Raw genomic sequence first — 16,522 nt, 5'->3', positions numbered from 1 at the left:
GTGGGGGATGAACAAAACCCCCACTGATTATAGTTTCACTTTATTTCTTCGGTTCTAGACCGATCTGACGTAGGAAATCTGCCAGACCTTTTTTACCGATTGTTTCTTTTGGCTTAACCACTTCTGGAACGCCAACTTCTTTTTGTAAGAAGTTTTTCTCAATGAAGCGGACATCTGTCTCGTCTACGACACCGTCTTGATTGATGTCCTGCGGCAAGATAGATGCATCCTTCTTACCGTATACATCTACTACACTTTGCATATCGCGAATATCAATCAATCTATCACCATTCACGTCCCCTGCAAGACCTTTAGCACCTGATGTAACATGTTGCCCGCGCATCTCACCATTTACAGAATATCCAGGAATGAATTTCTTCATCGATTTGAGATGTCCCGGAATATCGAAAACAACTGTGTATGCTTCAGTAGAAGCTGGGATACCATGAATGGTGAAGAATCCTTTATTATCAATTGTTCCCTGATATTTTTTACCTTTTGGTGACATCGCATATACTTGGGCACCGATTTTTGTATAATCCGCTTTTCTCAAGTACTGAGAGCCCTCAGACCCAATCAAAAATGCTTCCGGTTTGATGGAACCCTGCACTCTCGAATGCGTTGGAATGATATTAAAGTTTTCTGTTTTGAGATAAGGAATGGCAGTAGCTGCTGTTTGTCCAGCTTTCATATAAGACGCCTGTTTTACATTAAATCCGATAACATTATCGAAATATGCATCACTTACTAATTTGAACGTGACATCAAGGAAAGGCATATCTCCATCCATACCACTGAATGCATTCCCTTTCATAGATGCGCCGACCTTCACTGTATTAGTGTGAGTTCCTTCTGTCACGACAGGTTCTTGCAGCGATACTTCCAAGCCCTTGTCCTTCGCGTACTCGTTTACCGCATTGTTCAGTTTCACATTCTCAAACTTAAACAAATCTTTGATGAACTCGGCCTGGAATTCTCCAGATACAAGCTGCTTCACATTATTGAGACTCAGTGTCATCGTAACGTTATCACCGACTTTCACATCTTTCTTATCGTAACTAGAAGTCGTATATTCCGTACCTTCTTTTACAAAGACATAGTTTTGTTTACCCATTGCCGTTGCCATATCAAACGTAGTCAAAGTTAAATGTAAAGGTTTTTTTGCAATATCACTTTCCTCAATTCCGAATTTTACATCTCCATTCGCTTGGATCGGGAAGTACCCATTTATGAATGGAGAGTTTGCAGAGTAACCCATGCTGTTGGATGATTGGTCATAGTTTAAGCCTTTTGATTGTAATACGTCCACTGTCTCATCCTTAGCCGTTCCATGTAACCATACTGCTTTTTGTCCATCCTCTTCCGTAAACATGGAGTCATTAATCTCGATCACTCCTGGTTTTTTATCCATATTTACTTCCGGTGCTGTATTGTCCACAATAAGCGGATTGTCTATAACATATGATTTCCCTTCCTCATCATGTGCAATCATTTCCAGTATATAATCGCCTACCGGAAGCTTCACAGGAAGATCGCCAATCGGCTTGGAAGGATCATTTGTAAATGGATAGACAGTACCGCTGAATACTCCTAGAAGAAAAGTTTCTACGTCTGTCGGCAATTTACTGATGTTCGCTGTTCCTATAAAACCTACAGCTTCCCCTGTTTTACTGTCCTTAACAAGCACATCGATTGTTTTCATTGGGCTATTCAACTTCATTATTCCGTGGACCATAGGGTTTAAATATTGCCAGAAAGGTGTTGTATTTGTTACGGATGGTGAAGTCGTTTTTATATATTCAAATCCCTTTTCCGTCACCATGACAGCGAATGGGATTTGATATGTTTCGGCCGGATTGTTCGCATTCGTCACATGGATATACCCTTCATATCTGCCTTTCGCTGCGCTAGCAGGAATCGTGATTTTCGGCTCCATCTCCTGTGATTGTCCACTTGCTACTGTAATAGAGCCTGGTACCTCAACTTTTACACCGTTCTTCGCTGCATCTTGAATACCTGTACGTTCGCCGTGATACTCCACTTCTAATTTAAAGGATTTTTCTTCCTTGCTGTGGTTTTGGACATTTACTTTTTTGCTCGCTTCAATCGGTTTATCCCCTTGCTTAACATGTCTGCCAAACACGATGGATCCTGTTTGTTCGTCAATTTCGACAACGTTTCCGTTCTCGACATTTTGTGTTTTGTCTAATACTTTAATGGATGTGTCCGTATGAACGGCTTGATACGCATCGATGCGCCCTGCGCCTACTTCGTATACGGAATTCTGACCATTCAAATCATCGGATGTATTCATAAGAGCCGCTTTTACATCGAAAGGAGTGTATTCTGGATGCTCCTGCAAAATCAATGCTGCTGTACCCGCTACGTGAGGGGTAGCCATAGAAGTACCAGACAAGCGTACATATGCATTGCCGTAATTTATACCGTCCTGCGGATCATTGATGTATTCCGGTGCAGTAGAGAAAACCAACACACCAGGAGCGACTACATCCGGCTTAATATCATAATTTCCGTTTACCGGCCCACGGGAGCTGAAATCAGCTAAGTGATCACCTTCCGTTTTTGTATTGCCCAGCGTCTCGAATTTGAAAGATACTTCACCTAGCGCCTTTAACCGTTCTCCATCCGCTTTTGACAGACGGAAAGATGGAATAAGACCTACCCCCTCACCTAAGTAGGCGGATATTTGTCCGTCAGCATTGTTATACACGATAACAGCTTTCGCTCCGGCTTTTTTAGCATTTTTAATTTTTTCATCAAACGTAATTTCTCCGCGCTGAATTAACGCAATTTTTCCGTTAAGATCTTTCCCCGTAAAATCAGCTTGCTTACCAAGTCCCGCAAATACAATCGGGATCGATTGTCCTTGTAGATCTTCTAACTTATCAGGAAAATCTTTCCCTAATAGCTGCATATTTTCAAATTTTTCGTTAGATACACTTGCGCTGAATGTAGGAATAGACATGGCAGCATCACTTGCCCCTACTGAAATGCCAAGAGCTGCAGTTCCAGGGGAACCGAGCGTCTTTTCGTTTGGTCCATTGTTCCCTGCGGCAACAACTGTCACTACTCCTGAAAGCATGGCGTTATTTACTGCGACAGAAGTAGCATATAGCGGATCGTTCGTCTGCGCACCTAGCGACATGTTGATGACATCCATACCATCTTCAATTGCTTTATCCATCCCAGCAAGGACTCCCGCTGTATTTCCTCCGCCCCATGGTCCTAGTACTCTGTAAGCATATAAATCTACATCAGGTGCCACACCTTTTACAGCATAATCCGCATTGTTTTTCTTTTGAGCTGCAATTGTTCCCGCTACATGTGTACCGTGGTTTGTGTAATATACATAGCCAGGGGTTGTTGGCTTACCAGCTTTTATCCAATCCTCGTATGTTGTTTCCATCGGATCTGCATCGTTATCAACAAAATCATATCCGCCTTTATAAGCACCTTTTAAGTCAGGGTGATTATAGTCAACACCTGTATCAAGAACGCCGACTTTAATCTCTTTACCTGTAATGTTTTCTGCATGAAGCTTGTCCACGCCAATTTGTGGAATGCTGTCCGCCATTTTCGGATCGATTGTTTCTTTTGCTTCTACCGGAGGTTCCACTTTTACCTCGTAATCTTTAAAGACACGTTTTACTACTCCAGATTGGATCAGCTCCTGCACAGCCACACCAGGTATCGTCATCGCTACACCGTTGATTGCATTCTTATATTCACGTGTGATTTTCACTTTTTCCGTATCGTACGTACCGGCATCCTTCTTCGATTTTAAGGATTCGACATGTTGTTTGAACACTTTATGCTCTTCATCCACTTTTGCTTGCGCAGTAGTAGCAGCTATTTTCTTCCCTTTCGCCGCTTGTTTCATCACTTCAATTTTTGCTGGAGCTTGATTGAATTCCACGATAACGTTAACTAATTCAGGACTATTAGAATCAATATCAGGTGAAATCGTAAAATTAGGACTTACATCTAGCTGTTCCAACACTTTTCTTTGTTCTGGAGACAGATTCATTAGTACCTGTTCCGCATTATCAACTGGCTTCAGTTCAACCGCGCTTTCTGCCAATACATTATACGGAATACCTTGTGACACTAGCATACCAGCAACTAACGTTCCTGTAAGAACCCTCCCAAATTTCCCTCTCTTCATACAAGTTCCCCCATCTAAATTTATTTGTATTTGTAGTCATTGCATAACATAAATTTCCGAAGCTATTAGGCTACGACTCTACTTTCTTATCTTATTAAATTTAAACTTTTCTGAAAATTATCAAAAAGTAATATTTTTTTAGTTATTAGTTCTATACCGTATAGTACAAAAGAACTACTCCGCGCCTTATTATTTTGAGTAAAATAATAAGGTACAGAGTAGTTCTTTTAACCTTTTAAATGATTTTTATTTAAGAAAATGGAACAAGCTGATTTCGAACGGCATATATGACTGCTTGTGAACGGCTTTTCACATTTAGTTTTCTGAAAATCTTATTAATATGGATTTTAACTGTCTTGTCACTGATATATAGAGCTTCAGCAATTTCCTTATTGCTAAGACCTTTAGCCAATTCAAACAGTATTTCTTTTTCACGCTCTGTTAGTTCATTTTCATTTGATTCCGATTTCGTTTGCTGATGATATGTAATCAACTTTTTAGTCATACGCGGATGAATCACAGAATCTCCTTGTAATACCATTCGGATTGCCGCCACTACCTGCTCGGATGATGAATCCTTCAGTAAATAACCGTCTGCACCTGCCCGAAGAGCAGCCATCAAGTATTCATCATGTTCATACATAGTCAATACGAGAACACGGCAGTTCGGATACTGATCTTTCACGAGTGATGTAGCCTCAATACCATTTTTCCCCGGTAAATTAATATCCATTAAAATACAATCAGGCCTACAATCTTCCACTTTCTTTACTACCTCATCCCCGGAAACAGCTTCTCCAACTACTCGCATATCAGATTCGAGTTCCAATATACTTCGAATTCCATCACGCAAAACAGTATGATCATCCACTACTAATATTCGAATCATGATACTCCTCCCCCATTTCTGAATCTGGAATTAACAATGTGATTTCTGTACCTTTTCCTGCTGAACTATCAATCTGAAGGGTAGCCCCTAGCTGTTCAGCCTGTTCATTCATATGTAATATACCATAATGCGGCTCATGCTTTGCTTTAATCATAGATTCAAAAAGAGAAAAGCCAATTCCGTTATCCTTTACCTTTAAAAGTACATGTTCCCGTTGATAGCTTAGTAAAATGTCAACTTTATCTGCCTTTGCATGCTTTATAATGTTCTGCAAGCTCTCCTGTAAAGTATCGAAGATGACTCGTTCTTTCGTAAAACTAAGTTTTCGAGAACGGCCTCTTTCATGATATAGAATGGCTAGACCATATTCTTGTTTTAAGGATTGAACTTTATTTATAATTGCTTGTTTTAGTCCTAATCTTTGTGTTGGATATGGCTTTAAAGCATAAATAGAATAACGAACTTCACTTAAACTCTTCCGTAATTTTTTTATGCTTGTATCTACCACTTGCTGCATGTCCTTTGGTCGATCTGCATATTTTTTCTGAGCTGACTCCATCTGAAATATCACTCCAGCCAATGCTTGTGCGATTCCATCGTGGATTTCACGAGCAATTCGATTTCTTTCTTCTAAAATCGTTCTTTTTTCCTGTTCAGAGACGAGTGTCCGTGTTTTAAGCAAGCTACCTAATTGATTGGCAAACGTAGCTAAAGTCTGTACATCTTCAGTAATAAAACTCGCACTCCTGCTTTTCCCTGCCACAAACATTCCAACTAATTCATGATTTACCTTAAGAGGTAAATATACAAGCGAGCGCATAGTATTTTCAAACACTTCATCTCCCGGAGCCATACCTGTTTTCCAATCAGTAACAACAACAGTTTCTGATATCTCTTCAAACTTCTTATGCAGGTCAGAATAATTAGAAATATCACGACGTACTTTTCCATCCTTTAATAAAAGTGTCCAGTTCTCTTCATCTTTTGCCCATAAAACATATGCCTGTATTCCTAAGAATCCTTTCAGTGATTGTTTCATCTGCTGTAAGTTTCCGGCAGATAATCCATGACTTAATTCCGTCGTAATGGAAAAAAGCTTATATAATCGTTCTTTTTCCACCCGTATTTGTCTAACGAAAGAGCTAATGATACAGATTGCCACAAGCGGGAAAAAGAAGAACAGAACCATAATTTCATCCATCACTCCACGATATCGGTAATCTAAAATATGTATAAGTGAAGAATAAAATAAACAAAAACTCAAACTCAAGAGTACTAACATATTCTTTTTACGCCACTCTTCTAGCGGATAGGGCTGAGGAAGAAGTATGATTAAAAGATCGTAAAATAAACCGTTAAAAAGGCAAAGGAATGCGCTGAATAAAAACAAAATTATGAATTTTTCATATAAAACTGAAAGATTCATTCCAGAAATAAAAAGAGAGAAACATTCACCGGAAAGCCATTCTGCTAATACGATACTAAGAGCAAGTTGCGCACAATTAAATACTGTCCTTTGCATAGATAAGCGGCGAAACAATTGGATACATAACATCACACCCACACACGAAACAACAGTTATATGCATTCCAAACTGCCAATTCATTGTATAAATAAGTGTAAGGCTGAGTGTGATTCCCCCTCTCCAAATGCGGATAGGAAAATACTCAGTAATTCCCATAAACATAATTAACAACAAAAGCAGTATAAGATGGGAAGGCATTTCACTTAAAAATAAGGAAATAATAACAGCAATTAAACCAAGAAAAGAGATAGAATAAATATAAAAACTAGCTACTTGCTCTCTCATAGAAGTAAAATCTATCTTTTTCAAAACGATCCCTCCCTCAAAAAATTTATCCCGCTATTTACGGGCAGTAAGACTCCCACCTCAAAAGTCAGGTGGGAGCCCTGCTGCCCGTAAACGCCCGATTGGTGAAGGCTAATAATCAATAGGGAATGAACAAAACCCCAACTGATTATAGTTTCACTTTATTATCATCATTATCTACTAAAAAACCGGCACTGGCAAAATGAGAATGTTCCCATTAGCCAATAACCGGTTGTGCGCTGTCCCTTAGAAGGGGTGACACAATATTAGTATAAAACAGGCCTCTCTATTCCGCTACCCATCAAATGTTATATTTGTAAATATATTCTATGTTTATCGTATAGAACTAAAGATGTATATGAATCACTTTCATAATTGTTTGTGTGGAGCTGCTCCGCAACCAAACGTGACCTTTACTGGCTATTTACAACGTGAAGGGAGTTTATTACACAATTATAAAATTTCGTTTACTAAATGATACATAAAGTGAAATATCGCTTTATTTCTATATTCATTATACCAAAAAGACACATAACTAAACAGACTTGTAATAAAAAACCATAAAAATTAAAATATGGTTATACAGTATTTTTACTGTATGATGATTTTAAGAAATTCCCCTTAAAATCAACTTACTCACATACCTTTATACAGTAATTGTTCCCCAATTTCTGTATATCAAAAAACCTTTCATTCATTTGAAAGGTTTTTTTGAACCTGTACATATTCTTCTTTCGTATTCACATTTATAAACCATTCTGCATTTGCTTGTACATCTTCTCCGGCAACATATTTCACATTACATTGTGATAAAAGCTGCCCCATGCTTCTTTTCTCTTCCTGAAGTAAAGTGTAAATCTTCTCTTTCACACGGTTATGATACGCCGCAAGTAACGGTTGTTTTCTTCCATTAATAATAGGCACAACCGCATCACACTCATCACTCGTTTGTTCTAATAAAATAGTAAACCACTCTTGCGAAACATTTGGTGCATCGCAAGGCATAATAGCGTACCAATCTGCTTCGATATATTCCATTCCTGATACAATTCCAGCAAGCGGGCCGTTTCCTTTATAATGCGGAATATCTTCTATAACGGGAACTTGTACTAATTGCTCCACTCGCTCTTTTATATCAGAATGACTAATGACTACAACTTCTTGAAGCGTACTTGTCATCACTTTCAAAATATGCTCAACAAAAGTACTCCCACCCCAGCTCGCTAATGCTTTGGGCTCACCGAATCTACTCGACATACCTCCTGCTAATACAATTCCAGCCCACTTACTCATTGGCGATGCAGCTCAAATGTAATATGACCTAACTCCGGTAAAATTAACTTATTCATCGCAAGGCGAACTGCTCCGCTAGACCCCGGCATCGAAAATACAACTTTCCTTCCAATCGTACCGCCAATTGCTCGACTTAACATCGCAGCGCTTCCGATATCTTCTAAGTAACTTATCATACGGAACAACTCACCAAATCCAACAATTTCTTTATCTAATAACACGGATACTGCCTCAATCGTTACATCACGTTTCGTAATACCAGTTCCGCCATTAGTTAGTACGACATCAACATCTTCCCTATGATAACCAGCTAACACTGCTTGCCGAATACTTTCTTTATCATCTTTTACAATTTCATAAGAAGTCACTTTATGTCCTTCTTCTTTTAATAATTCATGTAATAGCTGTCCGCTCTTATCTGTCTCTTCTGTGCGTGTATCGGAAATCGTCACGATCTTACAACGCACTTCTTTTGGTGCTTGTTTTTTATGTTCAGTTACACTCATTTTTCATCTTCCCCTTCTTAAAAGCTTTTCTTCATTTTATCATACATATCTTTACACAATTCTGTATGAAGCCACCGATACGTCATGATACAATATAAGTATGAAAACCCACAAAAAGGAATTTAAATAGGTATACTATTTCCATTTCTTATACTCCTAGCTTTCACATCATTAGCTACCATTTATCTCTTCTTATGTTTTCTACATAATAGGTTTAGTTTTTAAATTTACAATACAACATAATTCGGAGGTTCACATACTATGGAAATTTATAAAAAATTAACAACGACATTCATCCTCTTATTTGTCGCTTCCATCACTGTCGGCTTTTCTTTAAAAGGCGCAATTCCATACGCTACATTAGTGAGTATTATATTCGCAACGCTATTTTTACTGAGCAGTGCTTTTTGCGCAGGAAAAGCGCGTCAACTGAAAGGTTGATTGTCTATGTTCCGTAAGAAACCAATCCTTTGTAAATTATGTGAAAAGGAAATACAAACGTATGAAAAAACATGGATTCACATGCCATTTCCGGCAAGTGGTATGACAAATATGAAGAAGTATATTGAGCTAGACGGGGAAGTTTATTGTAGTTCTTACATTCAAGTAGTAAATAAAGTGCAACTTTAATCAGTGGGGGGTTTTGTTCTTCCCCACTGATTATTAGCCTTCACCAATCGGGCTTTTACGGGCAGTTAGCCTCCTACCTAACTTTTTTGCTTTAATTTTGAGGTGGGAGGCTTACTGCCCGTTAATGCGGGATAAAACCAAATAAAAAAAGCTTTGCGACACGCGCAAAGCTTCTTTTTCATATATTATAGACCAGCTTGCTCTTTTAAAGTAGCTGCTTTGTCTGTACGTTCCCATGTAAGATCTACATCAGTACGTCCGAAGTGGCCGTAAGCTGCTGTTTGTTTGTAAATTGGGCGACGTAAGTCTAGCATTTTAATAATACCAGCTGGGCGAAGATCGAAGTTGTTACGAACTAGTTCCACTAGTACGTCTTCAGATACTTTACCAGTGCCAAATGTATCAACTGAAATTGATACTGGTTGCGCTACGCCGATTGCGTATGCAAGTTGTACTTCTGCTTTGTCAGCAAGACCAGCTGCTACGATATTTTTCGCAACATAACGAGCTGCATATGCTGCTGAACGGTCAACTTTCGTTGCATCTTTACCAGAGAATGCACCACCGCCATGGCGAGCGTATCCACCGTAAGTATCAACGATGATTTTACGTCCTGTTAAACCAGCATCACCTTGTGGTCCACCAATTACGAAGCGACCAGTTGGGTTAATGAAGAATTTCGTTTCTCCATCCATTAATTCTGCTGGAACTACAGCTTTAATTACATGTTCTTTTAAATCGCGATCGATTTCTTCCCATGTAACATCTGGATGATGCTGTGTAGAAATTACAATTGTATCCACACGTACAGGTTTACCATTTTCATCATACTCAACTGTAACTTGCGTTTTTCCATCCGGACGTAAGTATGATAATGTGTCATCTTTACGTACTTCAGTTAAACGACGAGCTAATTTGTGAGCAAGCGAGATTGGAAGTGGCATTAATTCTTGTGTTTCATTACATGCGAAGCCAAACATTAAACCTTGGTCTCCTGCACCAATTGCCTCAATCTCAGCGTCAGTCATTAGACCTTCGCGTGCTTCTAGCGCTTGGTCAACACCCATAGCGATGTCAGCAGATTGCTCATCGATAGATGTTAAAACTGCACAAGTTTCTGCATCGAATCCATATTTTGCGCGTGTGTAACCAATGCCTTGAATTGTTTCACGAACGATTTTTGGAATATCTACGTAAGTAGAAGTCGTAATTTCCCCCGCTACCAATACTAAACCAGTTGTTACAGTTGTTTCACAAGCTACACGTGCATTTGCGTCCTTTGCTAAGATCGCATCTAAAATTGAATCAGAAATTTGGTCACAAATTTTATCTGGATGTCCTTCAGTTACAGACTCAGATGTGAACAGATGACGTTTTTTTGTCATGTGGTAAACCTCCCTACAGTAATTGTATATATTGTACGGAACTCATCCTTAATTTGCCACAAACTGCGACATACATTTATTCTCCCACACAAGCATACAGAAAAACCTTTCCTACTTAACATAGAGGAAAGGTTTAATTTGCTACTTGCATACTGCTTTTTGCCCTTTGCTCTTATCGTTCGAGACCGTTAGCCTCGCACAGGTTTTAGCACCTATTCACCTGTATTTACCACTACAAGTGAGGTTGCTGGGCTTCATCGGGCCTGTCCCTCCGCCAGCTCGGGATAAGAGAGTATCCGTCCCAACCTATACTAAAGAAATGATATTCATTTGTCAATTAATATTCACATTTTCCTGAAAGTTTTTCTCAATACGCATAGAATGAAATATTAATAAGGAAATGATACATTCACACAAACAAAAATAAATAAATAGTATACATTATTTATATAATTGTGTTATACTCTTGATGGGGATTACGAGAAATATTTCATTAAATGAAAAGGATGGTATATAAATATGAGTACTGTGAATGTCCAAATTGGTTTACATGAATTATTGAACGGAAGCAATGCACAGATTCAATTAAGTGTTCCGCAATTAGTGGAAAAAGTATTAATGCGAAACGAAGGGAAATTAACTTCTACTGGTGCCGTTTCTGCTTCAACAGGAAAATACACAGGACGTTCTCCTAAAGATAAATTTATTGTGAAGGAAGCATCGGTTGCTGACAAAATTGCTTGGGGAGCCGTGAACCAACCGATCTCTGAAGAACATTTTAATAAATTATATATAAAAGTTTTAGAATACTTAAAAGAAAAAGAAGAGTTATTCATCTTCAAAGGATTTGCTGGCGCTGATCGCAACTATCGCCTACCAATTCAAGTTGTTAACGAATATGCATGGCATAATTTGTTCGTACATCAATTATTTATTCGTCCAAATGAAGAAGAATTAGCAACTCACGAATCAGAGTTCACAATTGTTTCTGCACCAAACTTCAAAGCAGATCCAGCAATTGACGGTACAAATTCTGAAGCATTCATTATGGTTTCATTCGAAAAACGTATCGTACTAATCGGTGGTACAGAATACGCTGGAGAAATGAAAAAATCAATCTTCTCTATTATGAACTTCTTACTACCTGAACAAGACATTCTTTCTATGCACTGCTCTTCAAACGTAGGCGAAGAAGGCGACGTAGCACTATTCTTCGGTTTATCTGGAACAGGCAAAACAACATTATCTGCTGATCCAAACCGTAAATTAATCGGTGACGATGAGCACGGTTGGTCTGATAACGGTGTATTCAATATTGAAGGCGGTTGCTATGCAAAATGTGTAAACCTTTCTCATGAGAAAGAGCCACAAATCTTCGATGCAATCAAATTTGGTTCAGTTTTAGAAAACGTTGTCATTGATGGTCAAACACGCATCGCTGACTATAACGATACTACTTTAACAGAAAATACACGTGCTGCATACCCTATGCATGCGATTGACAATATCGTACTGCCAAGTGTTGCAGGACATCCAAATACAATTATTTTCTTAACTGCTGATGCATCTGGCGTATTGCCTCCAATCAGTAAGTTATCAAAAGAGCAAGCTATGTACCACTTCTTAAGCGGTTACACTAGTAAGCTAGCAGGAACAGAGCGCGGTGTTACATCTCCGCAAGCTACATTCTCTACTTGCTTCGGTTCACCATTCTTACCGCTTGATGCATCTCGTTATGCTGAAATGCTTGGTGAAAAAATCGAGAAACATAATGCAAAAGTATTCTTAGTAAACACTGGCTGGACTGGTGGCGAATACGGTGTTGGTAAACGTATGAACTTAGGTTACACTCGTGCAATGATTCAAGCAGCACTAAGCGGTGAACTTGCTAAAGCTGAAACTGCAAAACACGACATCTTTGGCCTTGAAGTACCTTGTCACGTTCCAGGTGTACCTGACGAAGTATTAATGCCTGAACAAACTTGGGCTGATAAAGATGCTTACAAAGCGAAAGCAATTGAGCTTGCAAACGAATTTAAAGAAAACTTCAAAAAATTCGATAGCGTTTCTGAAGATATTATTAACTTAGGCGGTCCAATCGCTTAATATATAAACTTTCTGTTGCAATAACCCTTTACTCATATGAATAAGTATCGTGTAGCCAAAAGTTTCGCGTACTCACCGACAAAACCCAATGCGGCTTAACGGCTACACATACTTACATAAAAAAGAAGCTTACGTTTTTCGCGTAAGCTTCTTTCTATATATTCTTTAATTTACCCACATACAAACCACAGCAAACAGATTTCTCGCTCATTCTCTCCTTCTAGTTTCACACCGCATAGGGCTAAAAAGAAGTCTAACCGCTTCTATCCATCGCCAGATCCTCTATTCCATCTAAAAAAGTGCCAAACCTAATTTTCAATTGATATACTCGGATTTCCATACATACAAATCACGGCTTCGAAAATATAAATAGGTTTTACGCTCACTTGCTCCTTCTGGTTTCACATCGCATGTGGCTAAAAAAGGCCCTAACCGCTGGATCCTCTGTTCCATCTAAAAAGAGGCTTTTTACCTTTTTATCTTTTCATCTTTTTTAGCCCTTTATTAATTCTTCTTCATCCTTCATACTATAATACCCTAAATTCACAATGATTAAGAAATAACCACCTAGAATCCCTACTGCAAATGCCCACATTACCATATGATGCTCAATTTCGTACATAATAATAGCACCCAAAATAGCAGCTGCAAAGCGATTAAACATACCAAGCGTCGGCGCTTTCGTCTTCTTTACGATACTATCTCCAAGTTTTTCGATACGCCTTCCTAAAATCCAAACACAATACATGCTTACAATAAGTCCAATTCCTGCACCTAGAAAATGTGCTGAAAACGGTGTTAACATCCAGCCTAATAACAGAATACCTAGTAGATAATACGATTGAATTTTAAACGACCTTAATGACATACTAATCATGTTGTACTCCCCTTCAATAGTTTTTATCTATCCAACCAAAGCTATATAACTCATTTCTTTCGAGTCCATGCTACTTAAAATCTATTTCATTCAAATTAAAAACAACATAAACTGTATGTTTATGTTGTTAAAATGCTTTTAGAAAATAATATTATACAAGATTTACAATGTAGAATCCCTCATAAATGTGACGTTTTTCCAAACATTTTTCGTCCATTTATGAAAAAAGTGATATCAATCTATGAACATACGGATATGATGTAATAAGCACAAAAATAAAGGGGGCGTCTAATGGTTTATTTTTTAATGGCTCTCATTCACCTCATTGTCCCTGCACTTATTGGACTTTCCTTGTATTGGTACACGAAAAGACATAGTATTTTCTATGCTGTCCTCGGTGTTCTTCTTCCAGGTATTATTCTTATTACACTCTTCCGTATTCCATTTTTAAATTTAATTCCACTTATTACTGCTATCTTGTTTCTCATCTTTTTACCAAAAATAAAAAAATAGGAAAGCAGATCATAGGTAATCTGTTTTCCTATTTTGATATAGGTTCTTGTATGGTAGAGTGAGCTTCTATTTTCTCCGATTTCACAAACCATAGACCGAAGAAAATGATAATTCCACCGATTATTTGTTGAAACGATACATATTCATTTGCCCATACAGCTGCAAATAAAACAGCTACAAGCGGTGTTATATACATATATACCATCGTATGTGACGCACCAATTTTTTGAACACCAACATACCACATCACTAAACCAAATACTGTTACAAAGAAAATAGAATATAGTAAAGCAAACAATGTCATTCCGTGTGTAATGTGAAATGGCATGACAAATACATGTGGCCCGCTCAATAATAAGAGCGGAATCGCTCCGACTAATGCCGACCATGCAGTAACACGTAGTGCAGAGTATTTTTTTATTAATGGCCCTGCTAAAACAGGATAAAGTCCCCAGCATATCGATGTAATTAGTCCAATCCCATTTCCGTAGAAAGAACTAGCGAGTGAATGCCCCGCTACTAAAACTAATGTAGCACCAACAAAAGCAATCATAGAACCGATTAACTTTCGAGAAGAAAATTTTTCTTGTTTCAAGAAAATCGCAAATAAAGTTGTAAAAATAGGTGAAATAGAAATGAGTAAAGAGGCATTTGTAGCGGATGTATATTGTACAGTCTCCATAAATAGCGTTTGATACAGTACAATACCTACCGTGCTAACCATGATTAATCTTGGTATATCTTTTCGCTCCATATAAAGTGACTTTTCGATAAAGAACGTAAGTAATAACAGTAGTGGTGCTGCTGCCATCATTCGAACTGCAGTAAACTCAATCGCTGTAAATTCTAAAAGTCCATATTTCGCAATCGTATAGTTAATCCCCCAAATAATAACGACACTTAAAATTAATAACTCAATTCCCCATCTTTTCATGCGCAATCCCCTCCGCAAAGAAAATTATACAGAAAATTCAACTATGTGTACATTTCATTATGTGAAAAAATCTTTTTATTGTATGAAGAACCTTATCTTAGTAAATGAAGTTTTATAGACGATTTTCAAAATATATCAGCGATTCGACAAGGAATATCGACTTACCAACAAGAAACGACAATAGTAGCACCCTATACTATAAAGAAAAGGCAGCTCCAAAATATTTTTGGGCCGCCTTTTCTTTACTATACTCGAACATGTAACTTCATATTCGGATTATAAAACTGGCTTGGGCTCTTCAGCTGAAAAGTCCCTCCAACTTCATGCCAATCAACTGTTAACTTATCATCCATAAATACAAGCTTTGTTCGATCTGCGATAAAGTTCAGTACGCTTGATTCAATATCTACATCGCGCTCATCTTTCTCTGAAACGGCTACTAAATCAATAATCCCGCTCATAACACAACCGCAACCTTCATTATCGTAAAATAATTTTATATATTTCGCTTCATTTGGAATCGTATCCATAATCTTTTTATATGCTGCTTCTGTTACAGTAACGTACATGCGTAAATCTACATCCTCTCTTCTCGTATCCTTTATATATTGTACCACCATTTTTCTTAAAATTTATATACAGAAAATTAAGACTAACATACAATGTATGTGGTAAAGGATGCTATATCACTGATGTTCAAACTACAGCGATATCCCATTTTCTTAAGTCTATTAGGTAGCTTTTTTATTTCTAGCGGAATGGTATTACAACATATACTTCCCTATCCTCCTTCTATTGGCTGGATTCTAGGTTTTATTTGTTTTACATCCGCTTCTTATTTTGCTATGAAAAATAAAAACAACTAACAAAGTAAGAATTATCTTAAGGAGGATTTTGATGTAGACGTTACTTTGATTCCACAGGAGACATGGTGGTTATCAAACTAATAACACCTCCCCTATTTTTGAAATCTATATACACAATACGATCGACCACACAAAAATATAGAATCTACAATATATATATAGTAGTTCTACTTTTAAAACTAGATTTTCAAAAATATAGAAAGGAGACAATATATGTACCAACGCAATTGCTTTAGTTGTGACGGTAGACGCAACAGTGGTTCTATCGGAAGCACTGGACCTACTGGTGCTACAGGTCCTACTGGCAATGCCGGACCTACCGGGGCCGGTTTACAAAGTACTACCGCTTTTAGTCTAGCAGCCGCTCCTAACTATAAAACGGGACAAGTTGTGACTTACACAAGTAGCGGCTATGTTGTAAAAAAAGATGCACCTCAAGGGTTTCCGAATGTGTCCCCAGATTATATCGTATTAGTAGAAGGTGGACCTACTGGCATCACTGGTTC

Annotated in this window: 14 protein-coding genes, 1 pseudogene and 1 riboswitch; of the genes and pseudogenes, 6 read left to right on the top strand and 9 right to left on the bottom strand. The window is 38.0% G+C overall.

Going from position 1 to position 16,522, the window contains the following annotated elements; all coding sequences use genetic code 11:
• Positions 1 to 40: 40 nt before the first annotated feature.
• From V7038_RS02605 to V7038_RS02585, 5 genes are all read right to left on the bottom strand, one after another.
• Complete coding sequence (locus V7038_RS02605; protein ID WP_335468989.1) at positions 41 to 4,186, bottom strand: S8 family serine peptidase; 4,146 nt, start codon at positions 4,184 to 4,186, stop codon at positions 41 to 43.
• Positions 4,187 to 4,436: 250 nt separating this feature from the next.
• Entirely contained in the window at positions 4,437 to 5,075 is a 639-nt protein-coding gene (locus V7038_RS02600) for a response regulator (RefSeq protein ID WP_088079530.1), read from the bottom strand.
• On the bottom strand, positions 5,050 to 6,909 hold the full coding sequence (locus tag V7038_RS02595) for a GAF domain-containing sensor histidine kinase (protein WP_335468986.1): 1,860 nt from the start codon (positions 6,907 to 6,909) through the stop codon (positions 5,050 to 5,052). The genes V7038_RS02600 and V7038_RS02595 overlap by 26 nt, the downstream gene beginning before the upstream one ends.
• 687 nt (positions 6,910 to 7,596) lie before the next feature.
• Positions 7,597 to 8,199 (bottom strand): molybdenum cofactor guanylyltransferase, encoded by a 603-nt coding sequence (locus V7038_RS02590; RefSeq protein WP_002160143.1) that lies wholly within the window; start codon positions 8,197 to 8,199, stop codon positions 7,597 to 7,599.
• The gene (locus tag V7038_RS02585; RefSeq protein ID WP_335468984.1) at positions 8,196 to 8,705 is read right to left on the bottom strand and encodes a MogA/MoaB family molybdenum cofactor biosynthesis protein; all 510 of its coding nucleotides are present in this window, start codon (positions 8,703 to 8,705) and stop codon (positions 8,196 to 8,198) included. The genes V7038_RS02590 and V7038_RS02585 overlap by 4 nt, the downstream gene beginning before the upstream one ends.
• A 261-nt stretch (positions 8,706 to 8,966) precedes the next feature.
• On the opposite strand from V7038_RS02585, the gene V7038_RS02580 reads away from it, so the two are divergent.
• Both V7038_RS02580 and V7038_RS02575 read left to right on the top strand, forming a co-directional pair.
• The gene (locus V7038_RS02580; RefSeq protein WP_002138741.1) at positions 8,967 to 9,146 is read left to right on the top strand and encodes a hypothetical protein; all 180 of its coding nucleotides are present in this window, start codon (positions 8,967 to 8,969) and stop codon (positions 9,144 to 9,146) included.
• 6 nt (positions 9,147 to 9,152) lie between these two features.
• The gene (locus V7038_RS02575; protein WP_335468982.1) at positions 9,153 to 9,335 is read left to right on the top strand and encodes a hypothetical protein; all 183 of its coding nucleotides are present in this window, start codon (positions 9,153 to 9,155) and stop codon (positions 9,333 to 9,335) included.
• 185 nt (positions 9,336 to 9,520) lie between these two features.
• Here V7038_RS02575 and metK read toward each other — a convergent pair whose 3' ends face one another.
• Positions 9,521 to 10,720 (bottom strand): methionine adenosyltransferase, encoded by a 1,200-nt coding sequence (gene metK, locus V7038_RS02570; RefSeq protein ID WP_002112417.1) that lies wholly within the window; start codon positions 10,718 to 10,720, stop codon positions 9,521 to 9,523.
• A gap of 169 nt (positions 10,721 to 10,889) precedes the next feature.
• A riboswitch (SAM riboswitch) is annotated at positions 10,890 to 11,011 on the bottom strand.
• A 228-nt stretch (positions 11,012 to 11,239) separates the two neighbouring features.
• On the opposite strand from metK, the gene pckA reads away from it, so the two are divergent.
• Positions 11,240 to 12,826 carry a phosphoenolpyruvate carboxykinase (ATP) gene (gene pckA, locus V7038_RS02565; RefSeq protein WP_002112418.1) on the top strand — a complete coding sequence of 529 codons (1,587 nt, stop codon included), beginning with the start codon at positions 11,240 to 11,242 and terminating at the stop codon, positions 12,824 to 12,826.
• A gap of 493 nt (positions 12,827 to 13,319) precedes the next feature.
• Here pckA and V7038_RS02560 read toward each other — a convergent pair whose 3' ends face one another.
• Positions 13,320 to 13,703 carry an ATP synthase subunit I gene (locus tag V7038_RS02560; protein WP_002112419.1) on the bottom strand — a complete coding sequence of 128 codons (384 nt, stop codon included), beginning with the start codon at positions 13,701 to 13,703 and terminating at the stop codon, positions 13,320 to 13,322.
• A gap of 291 nt (positions 13,704 to 13,994) precedes the next feature.
• Between V7038_RS02560 and V7038_RS02555 the strand changes: the two genes are divergently transcribed.
• The gene (locus V7038_RS02555) at positions 13,995 to 14,216 is read left to right on the top strand and encodes a hypothetical protein (protein ID WP_002112420.1); all 222 of its coding nucleotides are present in this window, start codon (positions 13,995 to 13,997) and stop codon (positions 14,214 to 14,216) included.
• 28 nt (positions 14,217 to 14,244) lie between these two features.
• Here V7038_RS02555 and V7038_RS02550 read toward each other — a convergent pair whose 3' ends face one another.
• Positions 14,245 to 15,150, bottom strand: coding sequence for an EamA family transporter (locus V7038_RS02550; protein ID WP_199692655.1), 906 nt, complete (start codon positions 15,148 to 15,150; stop codon positions 14,245 to 14,247).
• Positions 15,151 to 15,395: 245 nt separating this feature from the next.
• Positions 15,396 to 15,719 carry an iron-sulfur cluster biosynthesis family protein gene (locus V7038_RS02545; protein WP_000289566.1) on the bottom strand — a complete coding sequence of 108 codons (324 nt, stop codon included), beginning with the start codon at positions 15,717 to 15,719 and terminating at the stop codon, positions 15,396 to 15,398.
• A gap of 93 nt (positions 15,720 to 15,812) precedes the next feature.
• Between V7038_RS02545 and V7038_RS02540 the strand changes: the two genes are divergently transcribed.
• Positions 15,813 to 16,016: a hypothetical protein gene (locus V7038_RS02540; RefSeq protein WP_080013684.1), complete on the top strand. Its 204-nt coding sequence runs from the start codon at positions 15,813 to 15,815 to the stop codon at positions 16,014 to 16,016.
• A gap of 213 nt (positions 16,017 to 16,229) precedes the next feature.
• Positions 16,230 to 16,522 (top strand): annotated as a pseudogene (locus V7038_RS02535) (collagen-like protein); the annotation flags it as partial.

It is taken from the genome of Bacillus sp. JJ783 (assembly GCF_036963225.1).
In the GTDB taxonomy this organism is placed as follows: Bacteria; Bacillota; Bacilli; order Bacillales; family Bacillaceae_G; genus Bacillus_A; species Bacillus_A cereus_U.
This window is presented reverse-complemented; position numbering and strand designations above follow the sequence as displayed.